A 21,734-nucleotide genomic window follows, 5' to 3' on the forward strand; every position below is an offset into this window, starting at 1 on the left:
GTCAGTCTGGCTCATGAAACGGGGTCGCCATTGTCGCCGTCCCGAGAAGCGTTGTCACCTCGATGCTTTTCACCTCGATGCTTTTCACCTCGATGCTTTTCACCTCGATGCTTTTCACCTCGATGCTTTTCACCTCGGTGCCAGGGCGGCCGTGCATGTCATCATTCGCTGTCCTGACAGTTGCCCCGTTGAAGGATGCCATGGGCGATGCGTTCAATACCCTGGCGATAGGCAGCCTGCCGGTAGGAAATTCCCTCCTTCTCGGCCCGCTCCAGCACCAGCCGCCCCTGAGTTTCGAGCCGCTCGGCCAGGCGCTCGTTGACGGTTTCCTCTGACCAGCGTTCGCCGGTACGATTCTGCACCCACTCGTAGTAGCTGACGATGACGCCGCCGGTATTGGCGAGTACGTCCGGCAGGACCGGAATGTCACGCTCGGCGAGAGCCGCCTCGCCCTTGCTGGTCACGGGGCCATTGGCGATCTCGAGCAAAGCCTTGGCCTTCACCTGGTCCACATTGTCCTCGTGAATCTGATCCTCGAGTGCTGCGAGCACCAGCACGTCGACATCCAGTGCCAACAGGTCGTCTCGGTCGAGGTGCTCGACATCTTCGGCGATGCAGACCGATTCATCGCAATAGACGAGGTCATGCAGACGTTGGTTCTTGGTCTTCTGCTGCATGATCGGTTCAGGGTCCAGCCCTTCCTCGCTGTAGATGGCGCCTCCCGAGTCGGAAAGGGCCACGATGCGATAGCCGCGCTCATGGGCCAGCCTGGCGAAGTGGTAGGCGGCATTGCCGAAGCCCTGAATGGCTAGCGTGGTGTCTTCGGGCTTGCGCTGGTCACGCTTGGCCCACTGGTCCAGCACATGCAGGGCGCCGCGCCCGGTGGCCGCCACCCGTCCGAGGGAGCCGCCCAGCGCCGGTGGCTTGCCGGTAATCGCGGCCGGCTCCTTGCCGCGCACGAGGTGGTCGTACTCGTCGGCCATCCAGCCCATCACCGTGGCGTTGGTGTTGACGTCCGGTGCGGGGATGTCACGGCGGGGGCCCATTACATCGGCAATGGCACGAATATAGCCCCGCGCCAGCCGTTCCAGCTCGAGACGAGAGAGCTGCTTGGGGTCGACCTTGACCCCGCCCTTGCCGCCACCATAGGGCAGGTCGACGACGGCACATTTCACCGCCATCCAGAAGCTCAGCGTGGTTACCTCCAATTGATTGACGTCGGGGTGGAAGCGAATGCCACCCTTGGCCGGGCCCAGCGTGGTGTCATATTGGACACGCCAGCCGGGAAAGACGCGCAGCCGGCCGTCATCCATGCGCACTGACACGCTCACCTGTAGTGCAAGACTGGGTTGCATCAGGCGCTCGATGACGTCGTCATGGACATCCAGCGCCTGGAAGACGTCCTCCAGGCGCGAGCGGGCATCGTCGAAGAGATTGGCATGATCCATTTGCCGTGACATCGTCATCCTCCATTGGTGCGTCTGGATAGTGGCTGATACAGCAAAGCGTAGCAGCCACTCGCCCCGGCAGGGAGGATGAGGCAGTCATCATGCAGCCGGGGGGCTATTCGGCGCTCAGGCTCAGTACATAAGCGCCGCTGTCGCGGTTGTTGAAGCCGCGTGCAATGGCGCGGTACTCGCCGGGCTCCAGGTGGGCCTCGATACGGGCATCAAGGTTGTTGCCTCCGTCGTCGTCGCTCAGGAAAAGCCCTTCCCCCTCCAGCTCCAGGAAAGCATCCAGGTCGCTGGACATCATGTCCAGGCGGTAGATGCCGGCTTCATCCAGTCGAAAGGTGTATGCGTCTCGGGCTCCCGCTTCCAGCCAGGCTTCGATGGGCTGGCCGATGGGCAGTTGGCCGTCATCAGGGAGCTCGTCGAGTTCCACTGCGGTGGCCTTGAGCTCGAACAGTCCACTGCCGCTGAAGGCGTGGCCGCGGGCGATAACGGTGTAGCTGCCCGGTCCCAGGTTGTAGCGGATGCGCGCATTGAGCCCTTCGCCGCCGTCGTCGTCGCTGGTGGAGACCCCCTCGCCGTGCAGTTCGAGAAAGGCATCGAAGTCGTCGGAAAGCATGTCGATGGTGACGAAGACAGGGGCTTCGAGGATCAACTGGTATTCCAGCGCTTCGCCACTGAGCCAGCCTTGAAGCGGCTCGTCGATGGCCAGTTCACCACTGTTGCGCAGGGAAGCGCCGTCGGCGAGCTCATGAGGCTCAACGGTAAGGGTGTAGAGGCCGCTCTCCTGCCCATAGGCGGTGCGGGCGGTGAGCTGGTATTCGCCGGGTTCGAGGAAGTCGGCGATCCGGGCGTCCAGATTGCCTGCGCTGTCGTCATCCTCGCGGTGATATCCGTGGGGGCCTTCCAGAACCAGGTAGGCATCCACATCGCTGGAGCGCATCTCGATCAGGTAGAGTCCGCTCTCCTCCACCGTCAGGGTATATTGATCCGGCCCGTTCTGCAGCCAGCCGTCGGCCCGTGAGGGTACGCTCAGGGTGTCGCTGGTGGTGAGTTCCATGCTACGGCTGGTGACGCTGAAGGGCCCATAGCTGTGCAGGTCGTTGCCGCTCACGATCAGGGTGTAATCACCGCTCTCATCGATGCGGCGGCGCAGCGCCGGTGTCTGGGCCGGGTCGAGGTAGGCAGCGGGGGCGTAGGTGGAGGCCAGCAGCTGCTCTTCATCGTCATATAGCGACAGGGCGCCCTGGAGAGGGCCGCCGAGCTCGATTTCGACCAGCGCTCCCTCTTCGAGCGGCAGGGTGAAGCGGGTGAAACGGCTGCCATCCTTGCCGTTGAGCTCGCTCTGCGAGGTGATTTCGCCACGGTGGCGTTCGCCCAACTGGATGAGTTCATAGGCGCTCGTGACGCTACCGTCATTCGCTGTGACTTCGGGGGCGGCTGCACTAGAGGTGGCTACCGCCGGCAGCTGCCAGCCGACGATCAAGCCGACGGCTGCGCCGCCCAGGGCGACCAGGAAAAGGGGAGTGGCACGGTTGGCCATGGAAGCATCCTTGTTCGATGGCGAGCATCGGGTGTAGGGGAGCCCAAGTAATTCGGGCAGTGTTTACATTGCGTAACCATTATACGGCGCTTCTATCGTTGAGAGGCAGTAGAGAGTGATTGGGAGGTAGTGGAGAGTGATTGAAAGGCGTCAAGAGTATCCGCTGCTTGAAGTGAGCCCCGCGATCCCCAACCTCTCCCTGAGCAAGCCAGGAAAACCGACCTGCCAACGCTCAGCCGACCGTTCTTCCAAACAAAAGGAGTCATTCATGTCCCCAACAGTCTTGATTACTGGCGCCAACCGTGGCGTCGGCCTGGCACTGGCCCGGCACTACCATGGCGAGGGATGGCAGGTAATCGGGGTCTGCCGCCAGACATCCACCGAGCTGAATCAAGTAGCCAGCCGGGTGGTGGAAGGTATCGATGTGACCCGCGCCGCCGATATCGCCCGACTCGCCGAGGAGGTGAAGGGTCAGCGGCTTGACGTGCTGATAAACAACGCCGGCCTGCTGCGCGACGAGTCCCTGGGCGAGCTTAACTTCGACACCATCCGGGAGCAGATGGAGATCAATGCCTACGCGCCGCTCGCCGTGGTGGAGGCGCTGCTCGACAACCTGGGGGAAGGCAGCAAGATCGCCAACATCACCAGTCGCATGGGATCTATCGCCGACAACGATTCCGGTGGCCGCTACGGCTATCGCGCCTCCAAGGCCGCTCTCAATGCCTTCGGCAAGTCGCTTGCCATGGACCTGGCGCCGCGCGGGATTTCGGTCATCCAGCTTCATCCCGGTTTCGTGAAGACCCGCATGGTCAATTTCGGCGGCCTGATTTCACCGGAGGAAGCCGCAGCAGGCATCGCGTCGCGCATCGCGGCGCTGACCCTAGAAAGCACCGGCACCTTCTGGCACAGCAACGGCGAGCCGCTGCCCTGGTAAGGCGGGAGGCGCCGTAGCGGCTCGTTCCGGCGTAACCATTGGCGGGAAGCGGCAGATTGTGTGTAGGCTAACGGTTTCCTTCGCCAGGAAGCATGTCCATGCCTTCATCGTTGCCCGACCAGCCCGCTGCTGCTCCTGAAAGAGGCGAGGGCTTCCTGGTGCTGGCAGCCACCACCTGGGTGCAGGTGCTGTGCAGCGGCGGCATGCTGCTGGTGCCGACCCTGGCACCCCAGGTGGCGGCGGCCTTCGGCGTGCCGACCGGCTGGGTCGGCCTGCAGGTCAGCCTGCTCTACGGGGTGGCGATGCTCGCCTCGCTGCAGTCGGCGGTGCTGGCGCGGCGGCTGGGTGGCTGTCGGGCCAGCCAGCTGGCCATGGCGCTGGTGATGGGGGGCTGCGCGCTGGCCCTGATCGGTACCCCTCTGGCGCTGTTCGCCACTACGCTACTGCTAGGCCTCGCCTACGGCATTACCAGCCCCGCGGCGGCGGAGCTGCTCTCCCGTTTCACGCCGCCCGAACGCCGCAATCTCGTCTACTCGATCAAGCAGACCGGCGTTCCCCTGGGCGGCGTGTTGGCCGGCCTGCTGGCGCCGCCGCTGGCCGCCCTGTGGAACTGGCAAGCGGCTTTTCTTGCGGTGGGAGCGGCCTGTCTGGCAACGCTGCTGGTGCTGCAGCCGCGGCGCTCCCGCTGGGATGCCAGCCGGGATGCCAGTGTGCGCATGCAGCGCGCCGGCAGCCTGGGCGTGCTGCGCCGCTACCGTGCCATGCGCTGGCTGGGCGCCACCGGCTTCTGCCTCTCCGCGGCTCAGCTCTCGCTGCTCAGCTTCGCGGTGGCCTATATGGTCGAGGAGCTGTTGCTGAGTCTGGTGATGGCGGGGGCCGTGGTGTCGCTGGTCCATATGGCCGGGGTCTCGGGGCGCCTGGCCTGGGGGGCGCTGGCTGACCGCCTGGGTGGCAGCGTGCCGGTGCTGTTCGGCCTGGCTGGCGTCATCGCCGTGATCTTCTTCCTGCTGGCGCTGCTCGGCACCACGGTGCCAACCTGGCTGACGATCACCCTGATGGTGGTTGCCGGCGCCACGGCGGTGGGATGGAACGGCGTCTATCTTGGGGAGGTGGCACGGCGCTGCCATCCTGGTGAGGTGGGTGAGGCCACCGCCGCCGTGCTGGTGCTCACCTACATGGGGGTGCTGGTGGGGCCGGCGCTGTTCAGCCTTATCGTGTGGCTCACCGGTAGCTATTCGGTGGGATTCCTGCTGCCCACGCTGACCGGTGCGCTGGCGGTCTTCTGCCTGTCGAAGTGCGTGAGCAGCGATGCCGCACCGCGCGCCGCATGAGCCGTACTGGCCGCCGATCTACCTGGCCTGTCTCGCCAAGGTGGGTGTGTCATGCTTTCCGCCAGACCGCCATGGCGCGCTATGCTGAAAGTGGCCGATAGTCTTCGTTTAGTGCCAGATCTCAAGGAGAACGCTCATGTTGGATCTGATCCCTCACCCGGCAGACCATGTCGTGGCGATGAAGGCCGGCGGCATCGTGACGGGCAGCGAGCTGCAGCACGCCATTGATGCCATCGAGGCCGCCAAGCGGGATCATCCCGTGATCAGCCTGGTGATCGAGATCGAAAACTTGCGCTTGATGACGCTGACTGCCCTGCTCAAGGACATCGGCTATGGCCTGACTCAGCTCGGTGATCTCGATCACTACCACCGCGCTGCCGTGGTCACAGACCAGGCGTGGATCGAGCATATCGCCCACCTGGAAGAGCGGCTGTTCAAGGCGGTGGAGATCCGCACATTCTCTCGCCGCGAACGCGCGGCTGCGATGGCCTGGGTCAGCGAACTGCCCAGGGGCGCCCATGAGGACCCCGAAGAGGATGGCTACCACGGGGCCTGATCCTGTCCAATAATTGCCTTTGACCGGTGGCTGGTGTCGGGCGTACCTACGCTCTTTTCCGCTCCTCAGATAATGGCGTGGCGTACCCGGGCGGAGACCCACTCCGAGGCCAGCACGGTGACGAAGATCATCAGGAAGATCACGCTCACCTGGTTCCAGGCCAGGCTGTTGATCGCGGAGTTGAGCTGAAGGCCGATGCCGCCGGCACCCACCAGCCCCAGCACGGTGGATTCCCGGATATTGATGTCCCAGCGGTAGACGCTGATGCCGGCAAAGGCGGGCATCACCTGGGGCAGCACGCCGTAGCTCATTACCTGCATCCGTCCGGCCCCCGTGGCGCTGATCGCCTCGACGGGGGTGGGGTGGATCTCCTCGATGGCTTCATAGAGCAGCTTGCCGATGAAGCCGATCGAGCGCAGCGCGATGGCGATGATCCCGGCAAGTACGCCCGGGCCGAGGATGGTCACCAGCAGCATCGCCCAGATCAATGAGTTGATGGAGCGTGACGAGACGATGATCACCAGGGCAAGACTGCGTACCAGCGGATGCGGGGAGGTGTTGCGCGCCGCCAGGAAGGCGACCGGGAAGGCCATGGCGATACCCAGCAGGGTGCCCAGTGTCGCGATGTTGATGGTATCCCACATCGGTTTCCACAGCCGGTGGGCATAGCTCCACTGCGGCGGCAGCATGCGGCTGAGCAGGTCGCTGCCCTGGCGGCCGGCATCCTCGACGAACACCCACATGGTGTTGTCCGAGATCATCTTCCAGCACAGCAGGAACAGCGAGGCGCCGGCCAGCCAGGCCAGGTAGCCCAGCCACTGGGCTCGTGTGGTGCGTAGACGCCAGGTGGGCGTGCCCTGGGGTGTCGTCGAAACGGGCATGGGTCACTCCTTTTCAAGAAGATGCAATGAGCGAGCGGAATGAAGCGCAAGGCGCTCGAAGCGCAAGAGCCGGAGCATATGGGGTATATGTGAGGCATCTGAGCATTCGAGCAACACAGCGATTCGTGCGCGCAGCCATTGCATCACTGAGTCCAGCGGCGCACGTGACTGGAGCTGTACTCACACAGCAGCACAATGCCGATGATGATCAGCAGGATGGCCGCCGAGGTGTCGTACTCGTAGCGGCTGATCGAGGTGTTGAGCGTGGCGCCGATGCCACCGGCACCGACGATGCCGATCACCGCCGACTCGCGGAAGTTGATATCCAGGCGATACATGGAGAGACCGATCAGGCGCGGCATGACCTGAGGCTGCACGGCGTGATTCATGGTCTGCCACCAGCTCGCCCCGGTGGCGCGGACTGCCTCCACCTGGCGCCAGTCCAGATCCTCGATGTCCTCGGCCAGCAGCTTGGCCATGAAACCGATGGTGGCGAAGGCCAGGGTGATCATGCCGGCGAGCGGGCCGAAGCCGAACATCACCACGAAGAGGATTGCGATGATGATTTCCTGGAAGGTGCGCGACACCGTGATGATGCCTCGGCACAGCAGGTAGACCGGCCAGGGGGCGATATTGCGGGCCGCACCCAGCCCCACGGGGATGGCCACTGCCACCCCGATCACCGTGGAGGTCAGCGTCATGGTCAGGCTTTCCAGCAGACCATTGACGATATCGGTGCGCCGGCTGACGAAATCCGGCTGGGCGAAGGCCGAGAGGAAGTTGAGCCCGCGGCTGGCACCCTCGGCGACGCGCGCCCAATTGACGTCCACGGTAGAGAGCGCCAGCATCAGATAGACGACCGCTCCGATGGCGAGCCCCCAGCGCAGCTTGGACTCGGCGATGAAGGGCAGTCGCCGCCACCGGCCCTGGCTGGCGAGTGCTTGGCGACTCATCGGGCGCCTCCCGTGGCTAGATTGGGGACCCGGTCAGGGGCCAGGCTCGGGGTCAGCGAGGACGGCTTCGCCGAAGGCTGGTGTGCGATAGCCGAAGGGTGCTCCTCCTCCTCCGCGGCCTGTGTGTCCCAGTCCTCTTCGCCATAGATGGTAGTGAGGATCTCGGCGTTCAGCTCGGTGGGTTTGCCATCGAAGACGATTTCGCCGGCCCGCAGCCCGACGATGCGGTCGGCGAACTGGCGCGCCAGCGCCACATCGTGGATGTTGATGATCGCGGCCAGCTCGCGCTCGGCGCATAGCTCGCGGATCAGCCGCATGATCTGGCGCGAGGTCTTGGGATCGAGGCTCGCGGTGGGCTCGTCGACCAGCAGCAACTGGGGACTCTGCAGCAGGGCACGGGCGATGCCGACCCGCTGTCGCTGGCCGCCGGAGAGCGCATCGGCACGCTTGTCCAGCGCGTGTGCCAGGCCGACCCGCTCGAGCAGGCGGAACGCCTCGGCCACGATCTCCCGGGGGTAACGACGCAGGAAGCTGCGCCAGAAGCCCACGTAACCGAGCCGCCCGGAGAGCACGTTTTCCATGACCGTCAGGCGGTCCACCAGGGCGTACTCCTGGAAGATCATCGCCATGGCGCGACGGGCCTTGCGCAATTGCTGCCCGGATAGCAGGGTCAGTTCGGTATCGCCCAGCCGGATACTGCCCTCGCTGGGCTCCACCAGGCGATTGACGCAGCGAATCAGGGTGCTCTTGCCGGCACCCGAGGGGCCGATCAGGGCGAGCACCTGGCCGCGGGGCAGGGCCAGGTCGATATTGGTCAGCGCACGGTCCCCGGTGGGGTAACGCTTGCAAACACTGGATAGTGTCAACATGAGCCTTCTCCGTTATCGATGAACGAAGGCCGGGAAGGAGCTTCCCGGCCGGTGCAGATCATCCGTTCCGGGCTCAATCGCAGTCGTAGGTGACCCCGTTCGCCTCGGCGATGGTACGGATGACCTCCCAGTTCTCCCGATAGGTGATGGGAATGAACTGCGCTTCGCCGGAGTTGGCGAACTCGGCCTGCAGTGCGCTGCCTTCCCAGTCGTAGCTGAAGAAGGCGTCCTGGACCTTCTCGACCAGTTCCGGATGAAGGTTGTAGGCATGGCCGTATGCTGTCGTGGGGAAGGTGTCGGAGGTGTAAATGATGTCGTAGTCACCCTCGTCCACCACGCCGCGTGAGATCATGCGTCGGGCGACAGAGTTGGCGATGGCAGCGGCATCGTAGTCCTTGTTCACCACGCCGAGGATCGAGTTGTCGTGGCTGCCGGAGAAGGCCGCCTCGAAGTGCTCGCCAGTCACCAGGCCGTATTCGGAGCGCAGCAGTGCCGAAGGGGCGCGATATCCCGAGTTCGAGGTCTCTGAAGTGAATGCCAGGTTGCGTCCCTCCAGGTCCTCGACGGACGCGATGCCGCTGCCGGGATAGGTGATGATCTCCATCTCGTAGCCGAAGGAGCCATCCTCGGCGGCCATCATGGTGAAGGGCACGAAACCGGAGCAGTTGACCGCTACCGGCACGCCGCCGGTATTGAAGCCGGCCACATGCAGGCGACCGGCGCGCATGGCCTCCAGCTGGGCGGAGTTGGACTGGACCGGGAAGAACTGCACCCGCTTGCCGGTCGTCTCTTCCATATGCTCCAGGAAGCCGGCCCATACTTCGGCATAGACCGCGGGGTCCTCCACCGGGGTGTAGGCGAAGACCAGCGTATCGGGGTCGACCCACTGGGACTCGTCGGTGGGGCTGTCCGCAACCATGTCGCCGTCCTCATCGATGAAGCGTGACGACAGATCGGCACTGGCCTGGAAGGCGGTGAAGGCAAGGGCGCCGGCAAGGGCGGTGCCGATCAGGGTGCGGGGTAGGGTGGCCAGGGGCCGGTTCTGGAGTGCGGTCGTCTTGGGTCGCATCGGTCTCACCTGCTGAACGGGAATGAATGACAGGCGTCATCTTGGCGGCCGGTTGTGACGGTGTCGGGTCAGGGGCGTGTCGATGGGATGAAGAAGGGATGACGCTTCTTCTAGCCGGCCAGGTGAAGGCTCGCCAAGGCGAATGCCCATCCGATGGCCGCCCCGGCCACCACGTCGCTGATGTAATGCAGACCGAGACCGACCCGTGACAGGGCGATCAGTGCGACCCAGACCGGCCAGTCTCCCAGCTTGCTGGCAAGCCGCAGTGTGGCAAGCCAGGGTCGGTGGAGGCTGAGGCGCGCAATGCGTCGACAAGCTGCCACTCAAGCAGATCGAGGCGGTCAAATAGTGCAGGAGCGCGTGGGCGCATGGGTGGTCTCCCGTGCCTGTTCGAGGAGTGACAGGAAGGTATCGGCAATAGCAGGCCAGTGGCAGCTCAGGGCGCGCTGGCGAGCTGCCCGGCCCAGTCGCGCATAGCGGGCGGGCTGCTGGCAGAGTGCGGCGGCGGCCTCGCAGAAGCGCTTGCCGTCATGGGGTGCGATGACGACGCCGTTGATGCCGTCGTCGATCAGTTCGGCAGCGGCTGCATGGTCATAGGCCAGCACGGCCAGGCCGCTGGCCATGGCCTCGGACACCACGTTGCCCCAGGTTTCCGACAGAGAGGGAAAGATGAACAGATCGGCGCTGGCATAGTGGCGAGCCAGCTCATGCTCTGGCAGGAATCCGGTGAAGTGGGCCTCGGGAAGCGCCTTTTCCAGGGAGCGACGGGCGGGTCCATCACCCACGATGACCAGCCCCATATCCGGTCGGGCCAGACGCATGGTGTGAAAGGTCTCTTGCAGCAGGTCGAGATTCTTCTCCGAGGCGAGCCGGCCGACATGGAGAGCGACCGGTACGTGATCGTCGCTACCCCAGGCGCGTCTCAGTTCGGCGTCGCGGTGGATGGGCGAGAAGCGTTCGCCATCGACACCTCTTCCCATCACGTTCAGGTTGAGAAAGCCTCGTTCTGCCAGCGCCTCGGCCTGGCGGTGCGTGGGAACCAGGGTGGCGGTGCAGCCGTTGTGAAAGCGACGCAAGGCCCCGAGCAGGACCGGCGCCAGCCACGGCACACCATAGTCGCGACAGTAGTGGTCGAAGTTGGTATGCCAACCGGCTACCACCGGAATGGAAAGCCGCCGGGCAGCACGCCTGGCCGACCAGCCCAGCGGCCCTTGGGTCGCGAGGTAGACGACATCGGGGCGCTGCTTCTGCCAAAGCTGCAGCAGGCGACGGGTGGCGGGCATGCCGGCACGAACGTCCCGGTAGCCGGGCAGCGGGATACCACGGACCTTGAGCTCGGCCTGCATGCCGGGCGTGCGCCCCTTTCGCCTGCCGGGTGCATACGGCTCGGGGCGAATGAGCTGCAGGGCCACATCCCTTGCCAGAAGTTCCCGGCTCAACTGATGAAGCGTGTTGGCCACGCCGTTGATATCGGGCGACCAGGTTTCGCTGACCAGACAGATACGCATGGGCTCCTCGTCATTCGCCGGCCCGGTGGGGAGCCTGTCGGACTTAACGCTGATCTACTACGAGATCCGGCCTTTCGGTCAATTTCATTCGATCTGATTCGTTAAATAGCGGGCTATTCGCCTCATCAGATCGATAAACTTGTCTCGAAATCCAAATCTCTCGTGACGATCGGTCAAATCCGACAGGCTCCTTAGGGCTCCTGGCGACAAGGCTGACACCGAGGGATGACGGTCAGGCGACAGTGCCGTGATGAAGGTATGACGCTCGTGTCGCCCCATTACACCCTGGTCCACCATTGTCGGCTCGCGAAACGTGGCCAAATCCACGAAGCTTGACCCTCAAGCTGCCCGGAGTCCGCCATGAAGCATTCCCCCGCCTATCGTCTTGCCGCCACGATCCTGCACGGTTTCGACGAGTACCGTTCGCGCTTCAAGGAGATCACCGCCGATGCCAGCCGGCGCTTTCGCGATGCCGCATGGCGGGAGGCTCAGCAGGCCTCTGCGGAACGAATCGACCTCTACGACGAAAAGGTCGAGGAGACTCTCGACAGGCTCAAGCGATCATTCGCGGACGAGGATCTGACCCACTGCGAATGTTGGCGAGAGGCCAGGAATCACTACGCGGAGCTGATCAGCCAGCGTCTCGACTACGAGCTGGCCGAAACCTATTTCAACTCGATGTTCTGCTCGATCTTCCATCATCGCCATATCCGCAACGACTGGATGTTCGTCTACAGCTCCCGGGATGCGGCGGCGCACCACTCGGGAATCGAGCGGTGTCGTCGCCTGCCGGTGGAGGGGAAATGGGAGGAGGCCATCCACTGGGCACTGACGGAAGCGCCCTTCGAGACCTCCTTCGACAACCTGCAACGCGATACGCGGCTGGCCGCCGAATTTCTGCGCGGCCACCTGCCGGCCGCCATTCTCGAGGCGCCGGATACCGAGGTCGAACTGCTCAAGAGCGTCTTCTACCGGAACAAGGGCGCCTACCTGGTGGGTCGCATACGGGGCGGCGGCGAGCAGATCCCGCTGGTGCTGCCGGTGCTGCACGACGAGGGGCAAGGTTTGCACCTGGATACGGTGCTCATCGAGTCTGACGAGGTGTCGATCATCTTCTCCTTCACCCGCGCCTACTTTCAGGTGGAGGTGCAGGTGCCCGGCGAGTTCGTTGATTACCTGCAGGAGTTGATGCCCGACAAGCCCGAAGGGGAGCTGTACGCCTCGATCGGTTTCTTCAAGCATGGCAAGACGGAGTTCTTTCGCGCACTCAACCGGCAGGTGGCCAAGCGGGAGGACAAGTTCATCATCGCGCCAGGGGTGCGTGGCATGGTCATGACGGTATTCGTGCTGCCGTCGTTCCGCACGGTCTTCAAGATCATCAAGGATCGCTTCGACCCTTCCAAGCGGATGAGCCGGGATAACGTCCGTGAGAAGTACAGCCTGGTCAAGCGTCACGACAGGGTCGGTCGCATGGCGGATACCCAGGAGTTCTCCAACTTCATCGCCCGCAAGGATCACTTCGCGCCGGAGTGCCTGGAGGAGTTGCTCGCGGTGGCCCCCTCCAACGTCCAGCTCAAGGGTGACAAGGTCACCATCAAGCACTGCTATACGGAGCGGATGATGACACCGCTCAACATCTACCTGGAGGAGTGCGATGAAGCCGAGACACGGGCCGTACTCAAGGATTATGGCAATGCCATCAAGCAGATGGCAGCAGCCAATATCTTCCCCGGTGACATGCTGCTGAAGAACTTCGGCGTCACCCGCCATGGACGGGTGATCTTCTACGACTATGACGAGGTCTGCTATCTCACCGAGTGCAATTTCCGCCATATTCCGGAGCCGATGTATCCCGAGCAGGAACTCTCCGATGAACCCTGGTACTCGGTGGGACCAAATGATATTTTTCCGGAGGAGTTCGGCCCCTTCCTGTTTGCCGATATTCGGCTGCGCAAGCTGTTCTATGAACTGCACCCGGAGTTGCTCGATGCGGATTACTGGAAGGGGTTGCAGCAGGCCATCCTGGATGGGCGCGTCATCGACGTCTATCCCTACCGCAACAAGCAGCGCTTCGCCAGTAGCGAGGAGAATGGCCTGGTTTATTGAAGCGAACCGCTTCCAGGCCCGCCACTTCAGTGCGTCCGGCAGGCAGCGGCAATGACGAGGCAAGGTATGGCGGAGGAGAGGCGCTCCCATCTGGTGGTCTTTACCGGCTCGGGCATCAGCGCCGAGAGCGGTATCCAGACCTTCCGGGCCAGCGATGGGCTGTGGGCTGACCACCCCATCGAGGCTGTGGCCACCCCCGAAGCCTGGCGCCGCGACCCTCGGCGTGTGCTGGAATTCTACAATACGCGCCGGGCCCAGGTTCGCCGGGCCCGGCCCAATGCCGCCCACAAGGCCCTGGCGGAGCTGGAGAAGCGGGGGTTTCGGGTCAGTATCATCACCCAGAACATCGATGACCTGCACGAGCGCGCCGGTTCCCGCAACGTGCTGCACCTGCATGGCGAAATCCTCAAGGCGCGCTCCACGGTGGATGCCCGAATGCAGTATCGCCTGCCCCGAGGAGGCATCGAGTTGGGCGATATCTGCGACAAGGGGAGCCAGCTGCGCCCGGACGTGGTGTGGTTCGGCGAGAGCGTGCCGCACTTTGCCGAGGCCTGTGAGATCGTCGGCGAGGCCGACCTGCTGCTGGTGGTCGGCACCTCGCTTGCCGTGATGCCCGCCGCTTCATTGCTGGATCATGCTCCCCTGGAGGCCCCCTGCGTGCTGGTGGACCCCGAGGCCGAGACGCTGGCGCCGCCGGGCGTGACCCGCGTCAGCCAGCCCGCCGGCAGGGGGGTGCCAGAACTCGTACGCCACTGGCAGCGGGAGGGGCGGCTGTGGATGCCGGAGACCCTGCTGGGCTAATGCCACTCGGCAAGCGGCCTCTCCCGAAGCGGGGAGCCATGATAGAATGCCGCCCCTCTCAGCACCGCCAAAGGCCCTCATGTCGGACAATACGCCCAGCGATTTCAGCGATCGTGACCCCGCAACGGGTCATCCTCGGCCGCCACGGCGAGAGTTCAAGGGGCGCGGGAGCTTCGTCGAGCGCTGTCCCGGTTGCAACCTGCCGCGCCTCAACTGCCTTTGCCCCTATCGGTTCACGGTGGAGAGTACGGCTCGTGTCTGGCTGTTGACGCACCCCCTGGAGCACCACAAGCCGACCAATACCGGGCGACTGATCCGGGACGTGCTGCCCACCACCGAGGTGTTTACCTGGTACCGTACGACCCCGGACGAGCGATTGCTGGCACTGCTCGAGGATAGCCGCTTCGCCCCCTTCGTGATCTTTCCCGATGATCAGCCCGACTACGCCGACCGCGTGGTGAGCCTGGACGCCGTCGCGAGCGTCAAGAGCGCCGGGAAGACGCCGGTCTTTATCCTGCTCGACGGCACCTGGCGCCAGGCACGGCGGATCTTCCGCAAGAGCCCCTACCTGAAGAACCTGCCGGTGCTGCCGCTGGCCACCGAGCGACTGACCCGCTATCGGCTGCGCAAGCCGGCGTCGGCGGCACATCTCTGCACGGCCGAGGTGGCCGCCGAACTGCTGCGTCAATCGGGGGACACCCTGGCCGGCGACGTACTGGATGACTACTTCGACGCCTTCAACGACAGCTATGCCGCCAGCCGGCGCTTCGAGAAGCTGCTGGCGCCGACGCCCGCCATGAAGCGGCTGCAGAACCGGCGCACCCGGTAAGCCTTCAGTCTGCTGCCTCGGCGACTCGAACGCAGGCGCGCCCCGCCTCCTTGGCCTGATACATGGCCATGTCGGCCCGATGCACAAGTTGGCTCGGTGTGTCACCCGGCTGCCAGGCCGTGACGCCGATGCTGATCGAGACCGGGCCGACTGCAGGGAAGGGTGTCTCTAGCCGGTCCTGGCAGAGGCGAGCCGCCAGCTCGGTGGCCTGGCGCAGGGTGCAGTCCGGGGCGATGATCAGAAATTCCTCGCCCCCCCAGCGGCCCAGGTGATCCGAGGTTCGCAGGCGCGTCTGAACGGTCCGGGCCACCTGTCGCAGCACGCTGTCGCCTGCGTCATGCCCATGGCTGTCATTGATTCGCTTGAAATGGTCGATATCGAACATCAGCAGCGAGCAGGGTTTGCCACCATGCTCGGCTATGGCGAGTTCCGCCTTGAGCAGTTCCTCGATCCGGTGACGGTTGGCAATGCCTGCGACCGGATCGGTGCGGGCCAGGTGCCTGAGCCTGGCATTGCGCTCATGCAGGCGCCTGCAGCGATGCCTGGCCCGCCAGATGGTGATGTCATTGGATAGCATCCTGGCCAGCTCGACAGCGGCATGCTGGTCGGCGGTGGACCAGACGGTGCCGTCGTGGGGCGTCTGGAGGTCATCACTCTGCTGTGCGCCGGTGCGTCGTCCTGTCGGCTGCCGAAACAGCATTAGCCACCCGGCTGGCTGTGCCTCGCTGGCCAGGGGGGCCGCCAGCAGGCCGCTGAAGTCTCCTTGTGGCGGCAAGACCTTGCCGAGCGCGGTATTGGCCAGCCGGTGACTGTGCCACAGGGCATCGGGTGAACAACGGTCGAGATGAGCGGCAAGCTGCTGTAGGGTTTGGGCATGCGGGCGCTTGCCAAGCCCCAGGGCCTTACCTTGATATACTAGGGCGACACCACAGGCCTGGAAGTAGTGCTTGCAGGCCTTGGCGGCTGCCAGCAGTGCGGCGTTGGAGGGTCGTCGCGGTCGGCGAACGCCGATCTGGCCGACCGTTGCCAGCAACTGGCGTCGGCGCAGGGATTCTTCCCGCTCCTGCAGCAGGGCATGGCGCTGGAATGCCGTATGGGTCAACAGCTGCAGCAGCTGTCTAAGCCTGGGTGCCAGGTAGCGGGCCTGACGCCCGTGGCAGGCGATCAGCCCCCAGCGGCGCTGCCCATCGTAAAGGTTGATGACAAGGGCGGTATGCGCCTGCAACTGCCGCAGCCAGTTCCGGTCGCGCACAGGAATCGAGCGTAGCACGGCCTGGGAGAGGTCCAGGGCGTCCGCCCCCGGACCCGTCAGCGGGATGGGGCTTGCCGTGGTGTCGGCGATCAGCCGCAGCGGTGTGCTGCCGGAAAAGAGGCTCCCCGTCGGGCGCGAAAGGCCGACTGGAAAGGCGCCGCATGCCTTGTGGACCGGGTCGGTGGCATCGTCCACCACCAGTCGCTGCAGGTGGCCGTCATCGTCGATGCGATAGGCCTCGGCGGTCTCGAGCCCGGTCAGCTCGCGCAGGGCGGCCAGTAGCAGCGAGAGCACCCTGCCTGGGCAGTCGGCGCCAGCGATGCGTGAACCCCAGCCAGCCAGCCGTTCCGTCAGGTTGTCGGTCAGGATTCCGCATGGCTCCAGCTCCAGGACGATGCTGGTCGCCACACCGTGTGCGGTGACATGTAGTGGCTGTGGGGTGGTTTCGAGCCGGCAGGTGGCGGTACTGGCGCGGCCCTCCTCGCCTTTGCCGAACCGGGAGGCGAGCAGGCCGATGGGCACCGAGCCCAGTACGGCCGATGGAGAGCGGCCGAGTGCCTCGACCGGTGCTTGGCCGAGAAACTGATCCAGATTGGTGCTGGTGAGCATAACGTTGCGCCACCGCTGATCGACGACGATCAGGCAGCCATGGGGCTGGATGGCGCCGGCGGTTCTCGCCAGTACCCTCTGATCGTAGCTCGCATCGAGATCCCTTTGAAGCGAGTCAGGCATGGGGGGTCCTGTTGTGTTTGGTGCCGATGGCCGGGCCTTGCCGCGGCTATCGGGACTGGCATCGATGATCAACTAACACGATGGGAGTTAACCATTGGTTGCTATATTATATCAACTCCAGTTTAACTGCGAGTGCAACCCGCGCGGCACATTCGCCGCATGAACGAAAAAACCGCCTTCGCCGAGCGCCTGGCCACCGCGATGCGTGCAGCCGGGTATGAGCCTCGGCCCGCTGTACTCGAGCGTGAATTCAATCTGCGCTACTGGGGCAAGCCTGTCACCCTGCAGGGGGTGCGTCGCTGGCTTTGTGGCGAGACCCTTCCCAAGCAGGAGAAGCTCCAGGTACTGGCGGAGTGGCTGGGGGTCGAGCCTCAGTCCTTGCGCTATGGGGAGGCCGCCGGGCTGCAGATACGCGAGGCCCGGGGCCGCTGGGAGGCATCGATCAGTGGCGAGGAGCGCCAGGTGTTGCAGCGCTACCTTGCGCTGCCGGTTGCGCAGCGCAAGGTGGTGGCTCAGGTCATCGAAGCGTTCTCGAAGGCCTGTAGCAAGCACCCGGATGAGGGCGGGGACGGCGCGAAAGAGCGGTAACGCGCTTCGTCAACTGCCGAGCAGCGCGCCGGCGATGCGGAAGCCGGCGACCCAGGTGCCAGCCGCCGAACCCAGCGTGGCGAACAGGAACACCAGCAGGGTTCGTGAGACCCGGTTACGCCACCATCCTTTCAGTTCGGTGACATCGTGGCGCAGGGTCGAGAAGTCCTGCACCTTGGGCTTGCGCATCCACAGCTCTACACCGGCGGCGACGAAGCCGGCGCCGATGGTCGGGTTCAGCGAGGTGAGCGGGGCCGCGACCATGGTGGCCAAGACCGTGACCGGGTGCGCCAGGGCGATCAGCGTGGCGAGGCCCGAGAGAATGCCATTGATCAGGAACCACTCGCCGACCAGCTGCCAGCCCAGTTCGGTATTGCGCGAGAAGCCGATGGCGAAGCCTGTCAGCACCAGCGCCGTGATCAGCCAGGGGAGTGAGCGCCACAGCTTTGACGGCGGCGGCGTGACTTCCAGCTTCTCACGCTCTTCCCGGGGCGAGACGGGTAGGGGTTCGCTGAAGCGCTCGGCCATGCCCTTCATGTGCCCGGCGCCTATCACCACCAGCACATTGCGATAGCGTCCGGGAGGGGCCTGCTCGGCCAGGCGCATCACCATGTAGCGGTCGCGTTCGGTAATCAGCGGAATGTAGAGTGACTCGGACTCGGCGGCGAACTCGCTGAAGGTGGACTCCAGCACGTCACCCTCCTTGAGTCGCTCGATTTCTTCGGGCTTGACCTCCTGACGTGACAGCACACTGCCAAGCAGCCCGGTGAACAGCGACATGCGCTGCCACCAGGGGACGTTATGGTAGATGCGTTTGAGGGTGATGCCCACGTCACGATCGATAAGCAGTAGGGGGAGCTCGTGTCGTCGGGCCTCCTCAAGGGCGGCACGCATCTCGGCGCCTGGCTCGATGCCGGACTGCTCGGCAACTCGCTGTTGAAAGGCGCCCAGCGCCAGGCTGGCAGCCACCATGCCGGCCTTTCCCTGGCGAAAGATCTCGAACAGGTCCTGCTTGGCCAGGGCGTCCGGGTCGCTGAGGTTCTGGTGGCGAGAGTCGCAAAGCTCGATTGCCACGGCATCGAACTCACCGGAACCGATCAGGCGGCGCACGTCATCGGCGCTCTTTGCCGAGACATGGGCGGTGCCCAGCAGGGTATAGCGGGTCCCGCCCACTTCGATGACTTGGCGCGGGCCGCTGAAGTCGCCGTCCTGGCTGGGGTCGGTCACAGTGTCCTGGGAGTGGGTCATGAACGCTCGGGATCGAAAGGGGATGAATGCCCGATTATCCACGAAGCCGGCCCGCGCTCCAAACCCGGTCCGTCAGAAGTCGCATCAGACTTATCCAGGGAGGCGCTGTACAAATAGCCGACGAGGTGAGGCGCAACGCAGCGATTCGCTCGAGTAGGCACTTGTACAGTCCTAACGGCGCCAGAAGGCCGGGGTGAACAGCACCAGCACCGTGAAGATCTCCAGGCGGCCCAGCAGCATGGCAACTACCAGGATCCATTTGCTGAGTGTCGGCATATCGCCATAGTTACCCGAGGCTTCGCCGAGGGCCGGCCCCAGGTTGTTGAGCGCCGAGGCCACCGTCGACCAGGCGGTTACCTGGTCGACGCCAGTGGCCATGACCCCTACCAGCATCAGGAAGAACAGCATCACGTAGACCGAGAAGAAGCCCCACACCGCCTGGGCGATGCCGTCTGGCACGCTCACCTTGCCGATCTTGACCGCGATCACGGCGTTGGGGTGGATCAGGCGCATGATCTCTCGCATGCCTTGCTTCAAGATCAGGATGATGCGAATCACCTTCATGCCGCCGCCGGTGGAGCCGGAGCAGCCGCCGACAAAGGCTGCCACGAACAGCAGGAAGGGCAGTGCGCCCGGCCAGGCCGAGAAGTCCGTCACGCCGAAACCGGCGGTGGTGGCTACCGATACCACCTGGAAGAGACCGTGCCGCAGGCCCCGCTCGGTTTCATAGGTACCGGTGAGCCACAGGGAGACCACCGTGATCGCTGTCAGGCCGGCCAGGAACATCAGCAGGAAACGGGCTTCCGGATCCTGAAAGTAGTGACGAATTCGTCGTCCACGCCAGGCCAGGAAATGCAGGCTGAAGCTCATTGCCGAGACGATCAGGAAGAACACGCAGATAAGCTCGATGGCGGCGCTGTCGAAGTGGCCGATGCTGGCGTCATAGGTGGAGAATCCGCCGATGGCCACGGTGGAGAAACTGTGGCCCAGGGCATCGAACCAGTTCATGCCGGCGGCCATGTAGGCCAGAAAACAGGTGATGGTCAGGGCGGCGTAGATGTACCACAGGGCCTTGGCCGTCTCGGTAATGCGCGGAGTGAGCTTGGAGTCCTTCAGCGGTCCGGGAATCTCGGTACGGTAGAGGGCCATGCCCCCGACCCCCAGGGTCGGCAGGATCGCCACAGCCAGTACCACGATCCCCATCCCGCCCAGCCACTGCAGCTGCTGGCGATAATAGAGGATCGACTCCGGCAGGAAGTCGATGCCGGTGATCACCGTGGCACCGGTGGTGGTCAGCCCCGAGAAGGACTCGAATACGGCATCGGTGAGCGAGAGGGCGGCATCGCCGGTCAACATCAGTGGCAGCGAGCCGAACAGCCCGAGAACGCTCCAGAACAGCGCGGCGATCAGGAAGCCGTCGCGGGTGCGAAGTTCCTTCCGTGCGAGCCGGTTGGGCAGGTACATCACCATCCCGGTGGCTGCGGTGATCATGATCGCGATGGCAAAGGCATCCCACTGGCCGTCGCCGAACAGCAGCGAGATAAGGATGGGCGGCACCAGGGTCAGGCTGAACATCATCAGCAGCATTCCCAGGATGCGCAGGATGATGCGCAGGCTCATGGGAAGAATCTCCTGGCGACAGGCGTGCGAACCATAGGCGCGAAGCAGCAGCGTGACATCAAGAGGCGCCCCGTTGGCATCAGAAGAAGGTCAGGCCGACCTGGAAGAGGCGTTCCACCTCGCGAATGCGGCGCTTGTCGATCACGAACAGGATCAGGTGATCGCCCGACTCCACCACCACGTCGTCGTGGGCGATCAGCACCTCCTTGCCGCGTACCAGCGCACCGATGGTGGTGCCGCTGGGCAGGTCGATATCGCCGATGGCGCGGCCCACCACCTTGGAGGATTGCATGTCGCCGTGGGCGATGGCCTCGATGGCCTCGGCGGCACCGCGGCGCAGCGAGTGTACGTTGACGATGTCGCCGCGGCGCACGTGGGTCAGCAGGCTGCCGATGGTGGCCTGCTGCGGCGAGATGGCGATGTCGATCTCGCCGCCCTGGACCAGGTCGACGTAGGCGGCGTTGTTGATCAGCGTCAGCACCTTCTTGGCCCCCATGCGCTTGGCCAGCATCGACGACATGATGTTGACCTCGTCGTCGTTGGTCAGCGCGCAGAAGATGTCGCAGTCCTCGATGTTCTCCTCTTCCAGCAGCCGCTTGTTGGTGGCGCTGCCGTGCAGCACCACGGTGCGATCGAGACGCTCGGCGAGCACCGTGCAGCGCTCGATGCCGTGCTCGATGATCTTGACCTGGTGGCTGTGCTCGAGGTGTTCGGCCAGCCGCTCGCCGATGTTGCCGCCGCCGGCGATCATCACCCGGCGGAAGTCGCGGTCGACTCGGCGCAGCTCGCTCATCACCGCGCGGATGTCGCGGCGGGCGGCGATGAAGAAGACCTCGTCGTCGGCCTCGATCACGGTGTCGCCGCGGGGAATGATCGGCCGGTTGCGGCGGTAGATGGCCGCCACCCGGGTATCGACGCTGGGCATGTGGCGGCGCAGGAAGCCCAGGTCCTGGCCCACCAGCGGGCCGCCGTAGAACGCCTTGACCGCCACCAGCTGCACCAGCCCGCCGGCGAACTCCAGCACCTGCAGCGCGCCGGGGTGCTCGATCAAGCGCCGGATGTGGTCGGTGACCACCTGCTCGGGGCTGATCAGCACGTCGATGGGCACCGCCTCGTGGGCGAACAGCCCCTTGCGGGTGAGATAGGCGGTGGCCCGGACCCGGGCGATCTTGGTGGGGGTGCGAAACAGGGTGTGGGCGACCTGACAGGCGATCATGTTGACCTCGTCCTGGCTGGTCACCGCGATCAGCATGTCGGCGTCCTCGCAGCCGGCCTGGCGCAGCACCACGGGGTAGGAGCCGGGGCCCACCACGGTGCGGATGTCGAGCCGGGTATGCAGCTCGCGCAGCCGCTCGCCGTCGGTGTCCACCACGGTGATGTCGTTTTCCTCGCGGGCCAGATGCTCGGCCAGCGTACCGCCGACCTGGCCGGCGCCAAGAATGATGATCTTCATTGCTGTCGGG

At 64.5% G+C, this 21,734-nt stretch carries 18 protein-coding genes and 2 pseudogenes; 7 read left to right on the top strand and 13 right to left on the bottom strand.

What is annotated here, in order from left to right:
- Window position 1: 1 nt before the first annotated feature.
- The 3 genes from KZO25_RS12105 to KZO25_RS12115 form a co-directional block, all read right to left on the bottom strand.
- Complete coding sequence (locus KZO25_RS12105; protein WP_223137171.1) at window positions 2–157, bottom strand: hypothetical protein; 156 nt, start codon at window positions 155–157, stop codon at window positions 2–4.
- A gap of 4 nt (window positions 158–161) precedes the next feature.
- The gene (locus tag KZO25_RS12110; RefSeq protein WP_223137172.1) at window positions 162–1,460 is read right to left on the bottom strand and encodes a Glu/Leu/Phe/Val family dehydrogenase; all 1,299 of its coding nucleotides are present in this window, start codon (window positions 1,458–1,460) and stop codon (window positions 162–164) included.
- A gap of 103 nt (window positions 1,461–1,563) precedes the next feature.
- On the bottom strand, window positions 1,564–2,994 hold the full coding sequence (locus KZO25_RS12115) for a hypothetical protein (protein WP_223137173.1): 1,431 nt from the start codon (window positions 2,992–2,994) through the stop codon (window positions 1,564–1,566).
- Window positions 2,995–3,262: 268 nt separating this feature from the next.
- Here KZO25_RS12115 and KZO25_RS12120 point away from each other — a divergent pair, with 268 nt between their 5' ends.
- The 3 genes from KZO25_RS12120 to KZO25_RS12130 all read left to right on the top strand — a co-directional run bounded on the left by KZO25_RS12120 (window position 3,263) and on the right by KZO25_RS12130 (window position 5,815).
- Complete coding sequence (locus KZO25_RS12120; RefSeq protein ID WP_223137174.1) at window positions 3,263–3,928, top strand: SDR family oxidoreductase; 666 nt, start codon at window positions 3,263–3,265, stop codon at window positions 3,926–3,928.
- 98 nt (window positions 3,929–4,026) lie between these two features.
- Window positions 4,027–5,259, top strand: coding sequence for an MFS transporter (locus KZO25_RS12125; RefSeq protein WP_223137175.1), 1,233 nt, complete (start codon window positions 4,027–4,029; stop codon window positions 5,257–5,259).
- Window positions 5,260–5,395: 136 nt separating this feature from the next.
- On the top strand, window positions 5,396–5,815 hold the full coding sequence (locus tag KZO25_RS12130; protein WP_066452033.1) for an STAS/SEC14 domain-containing protein: 420 nt from the start codon (window positions 5,396–5,398) through the stop codon (window positions 5,813–5,815).
- A 65-nt stretch (window positions 5,816–5,880) separates the two neighbouring features.
- On the opposite strand, the gene phnE (KZO25_RS12135) is transcribed toward KZO25_RS12130, so the two are convergent.
- From phnE (KZO25_RS12135) to KZO25_RS12160, 6 genes and pseudogenes are all read right to left on the bottom strand, one after another.
- Complete coding sequence (gene phnE, locus KZO25_RS12135; RefSeq protein ID WP_223137176.1) at window positions 5,881–6,696, bottom strand: phosphonate ABC transporter, permease protein PhnE; 816 nt, start codon at window positions 6,694–6,696, stop codon at window positions 5,881–5,883.
- A gap of 143 nt (window positions 6,697–6,839) precedes the next feature.
- Entirely contained in the window at window positions 6,840–7,649 is an 810-nt protein-coding gene (gene phnE / locus KZO25_RS12140) for a phosphonate ABC transporter, permease protein PhnE (protein WP_223137177.1), read from the bottom strand.
- Window positions 7,646–8,518: a phosphonate ABC transporter ATP-binding protein gene (gene phnC / locus KZO25_RS12145; RefSeq protein WP_223137178.1), complete on the bottom strand. Its 873-nt coding sequence runs from the start codon at window positions 8,516–8,518 to the stop codon at window positions 7,646–7,648. Before phnC ends, phnE (KZO25_RS12140) begins: the two co-directional genes overlap by 4 nt.
- Before the next feature lie 73 nt (window positions 8,519–8,591).
- The gene (gene phnD, locus KZO25_RS12150; RefSeq protein WP_223137179.1) at window positions 8,592–9,587 is read right to left on the bottom strand and encodes a phosphate/phosphite/phosphonate ABC transporter substrate-binding protein; all 996 of its coding nucleotides are present in this window, start codon (window positions 9,585–9,587) and stop codon (window positions 8,592–8,594) included.
- 110 nt (window positions 9,588–9,697) lie between these two features.
- Window positions 9,698–9,957: pseudogene (locus KZO25_RS12155) on the bottom strand (phosphatase PAP2 family protein).
- The gene (locus KZO25_RS12160; RefSeq protein WP_223137180.1) at window positions 9,929–11,095 is read right to left on the bottom strand and encodes a glycosyltransferase family 4 protein; all 1,167 of its coding nucleotides are present in this window, start codon (window positions 11,093–11,095) and stop codon (window positions 9,929–9,931) included. Before KZO25_RS12160 ends, KZO25_RS12155 begins: the two are co-directional and overlap by 29 nt.
- 360 nt (window positions 11,096–11,455) lie before the next feature.
- On the opposite strand from KZO25_RS12160, the gene aceK reads away from it, so the two are divergent.
- The 3 genes from aceK (at window position 11,456) to KZO25_RS12175 (ending at window position 14,831) form a co-directional block, all read left to right on the top strand.
- Complete coding sequence (aceK, locus tag KZO25_RS12165; protein WP_223137181.1) at window positions 11,456–13,201, top strand: bifunctional isocitrate dehydrogenase kinase/phosphatase; 1,746 nt, start codon at window positions 11,456–11,458, stop codon at window positions 13,199–13,201.
- Window positions 13,202–13,252: 51 nt separating this feature from the next.
- Window positions 13,253–14,002, top strand: a complete 750-nt coding sequence (locus KZO25_RS12170; RefSeq protein ID WP_262488983.1) for an SIR2 family NAD-dependent protein deacylase — start codon at window positions 13,253–13,255, stop codon at window positions 14,000–14,002.
- A gap of 79 nt (window positions 14,003–14,081) precedes the next feature.
- On the top strand, window positions 14,082–14,831 hold the full coding sequence (locus KZO25_RS12175; RefSeq protein WP_223137238.1) for a tRNA-uridine aminocarboxypropyltransferase: 750 nt from the start codon (window positions 14,082–14,084) through the stop codon (window positions 14,829–14,831).
- A 4-nt stretch (window positions 14,832–14,835) separates the two neighbouring features.
- Here KZO25_RS12175 and KZO25_RS12180 read toward each other — a convergent pair whose 3' ends face one another.
- Window positions 14,836–16,815: a sensor domain-containing diguanylate cyclase gene (locus KZO25_RS12180; protein WP_223137182.1), complete on the bottom strand. Its 1,980-nt coding sequence runs from the start codon at window positions 16,813–16,815 to the stop codon at window positions 14,836–14,838.
- 159 nt (window positions 16,816–16,974) lie between these two features.
- Here KZO25_RS12180 and KZO25_RS12185 point away from each other — a divergent pair, with 159 nt between their 5' ends.
- Entirely contained in the window at window positions 16,975–17,403 is a 429-nt protein-coding gene (locus KZO25_RS12185) for a DNA-binding protein (protein WP_066452027.1), read from the top strand.
- Window positions 17,404–17,412: 9 nt separating this feature from the next.
- Here KZO25_RS12185 and KZO25_RS12190 read toward each other — a convergent pair whose 3' ends face one another.
- From KZO25_RS12190 to trkA, 3 genes and pseudogenes are all read right to left on the bottom strand, one after another.
- Entirely contained in the window at window positions 17,413–18,651 is a 1,239-nt protein-coding gene (locus tag KZO25_RS12190) for a TraB/GumN family protein (protein WP_066452026.1), read from the bottom strand.
- A gap of 171 nt (window positions 18,652–18,822) precedes the next feature.
- Window positions 18,823–20,271, bottom strand: coding sequence for a TrkH family potassium uptake protein (locus tag KZO25_RS12195; protein WP_066452025.1), 1,449 nt, complete (start codon window positions 20,269–20,271; stop codon window positions 18,823–18,825).
- A gap of 79 nt (window positions 20,272–20,350) precedes the next feature.
- Window positions 20,351–21,727 (bottom strand): annotated as a pseudogene (gene trkA, locus KZO25_RS12200) (Trk system potassium transporter TrkA); the annotation flags it as partial.
- Between the last annotated feature and the right edge of the window lie 7 nt (window positions 21,728–21,734).

It is taken from the genome of Halomonas sp. ANAO-440, from assembly GCF_019915905.1.
GTDB classification, from domain to species: Bacteria; Pseudomonadota; Gammaproteobacteria; order Pseudomonadales; family Halomonadaceae; genus Halomonas; species Halomonas chromatireducens.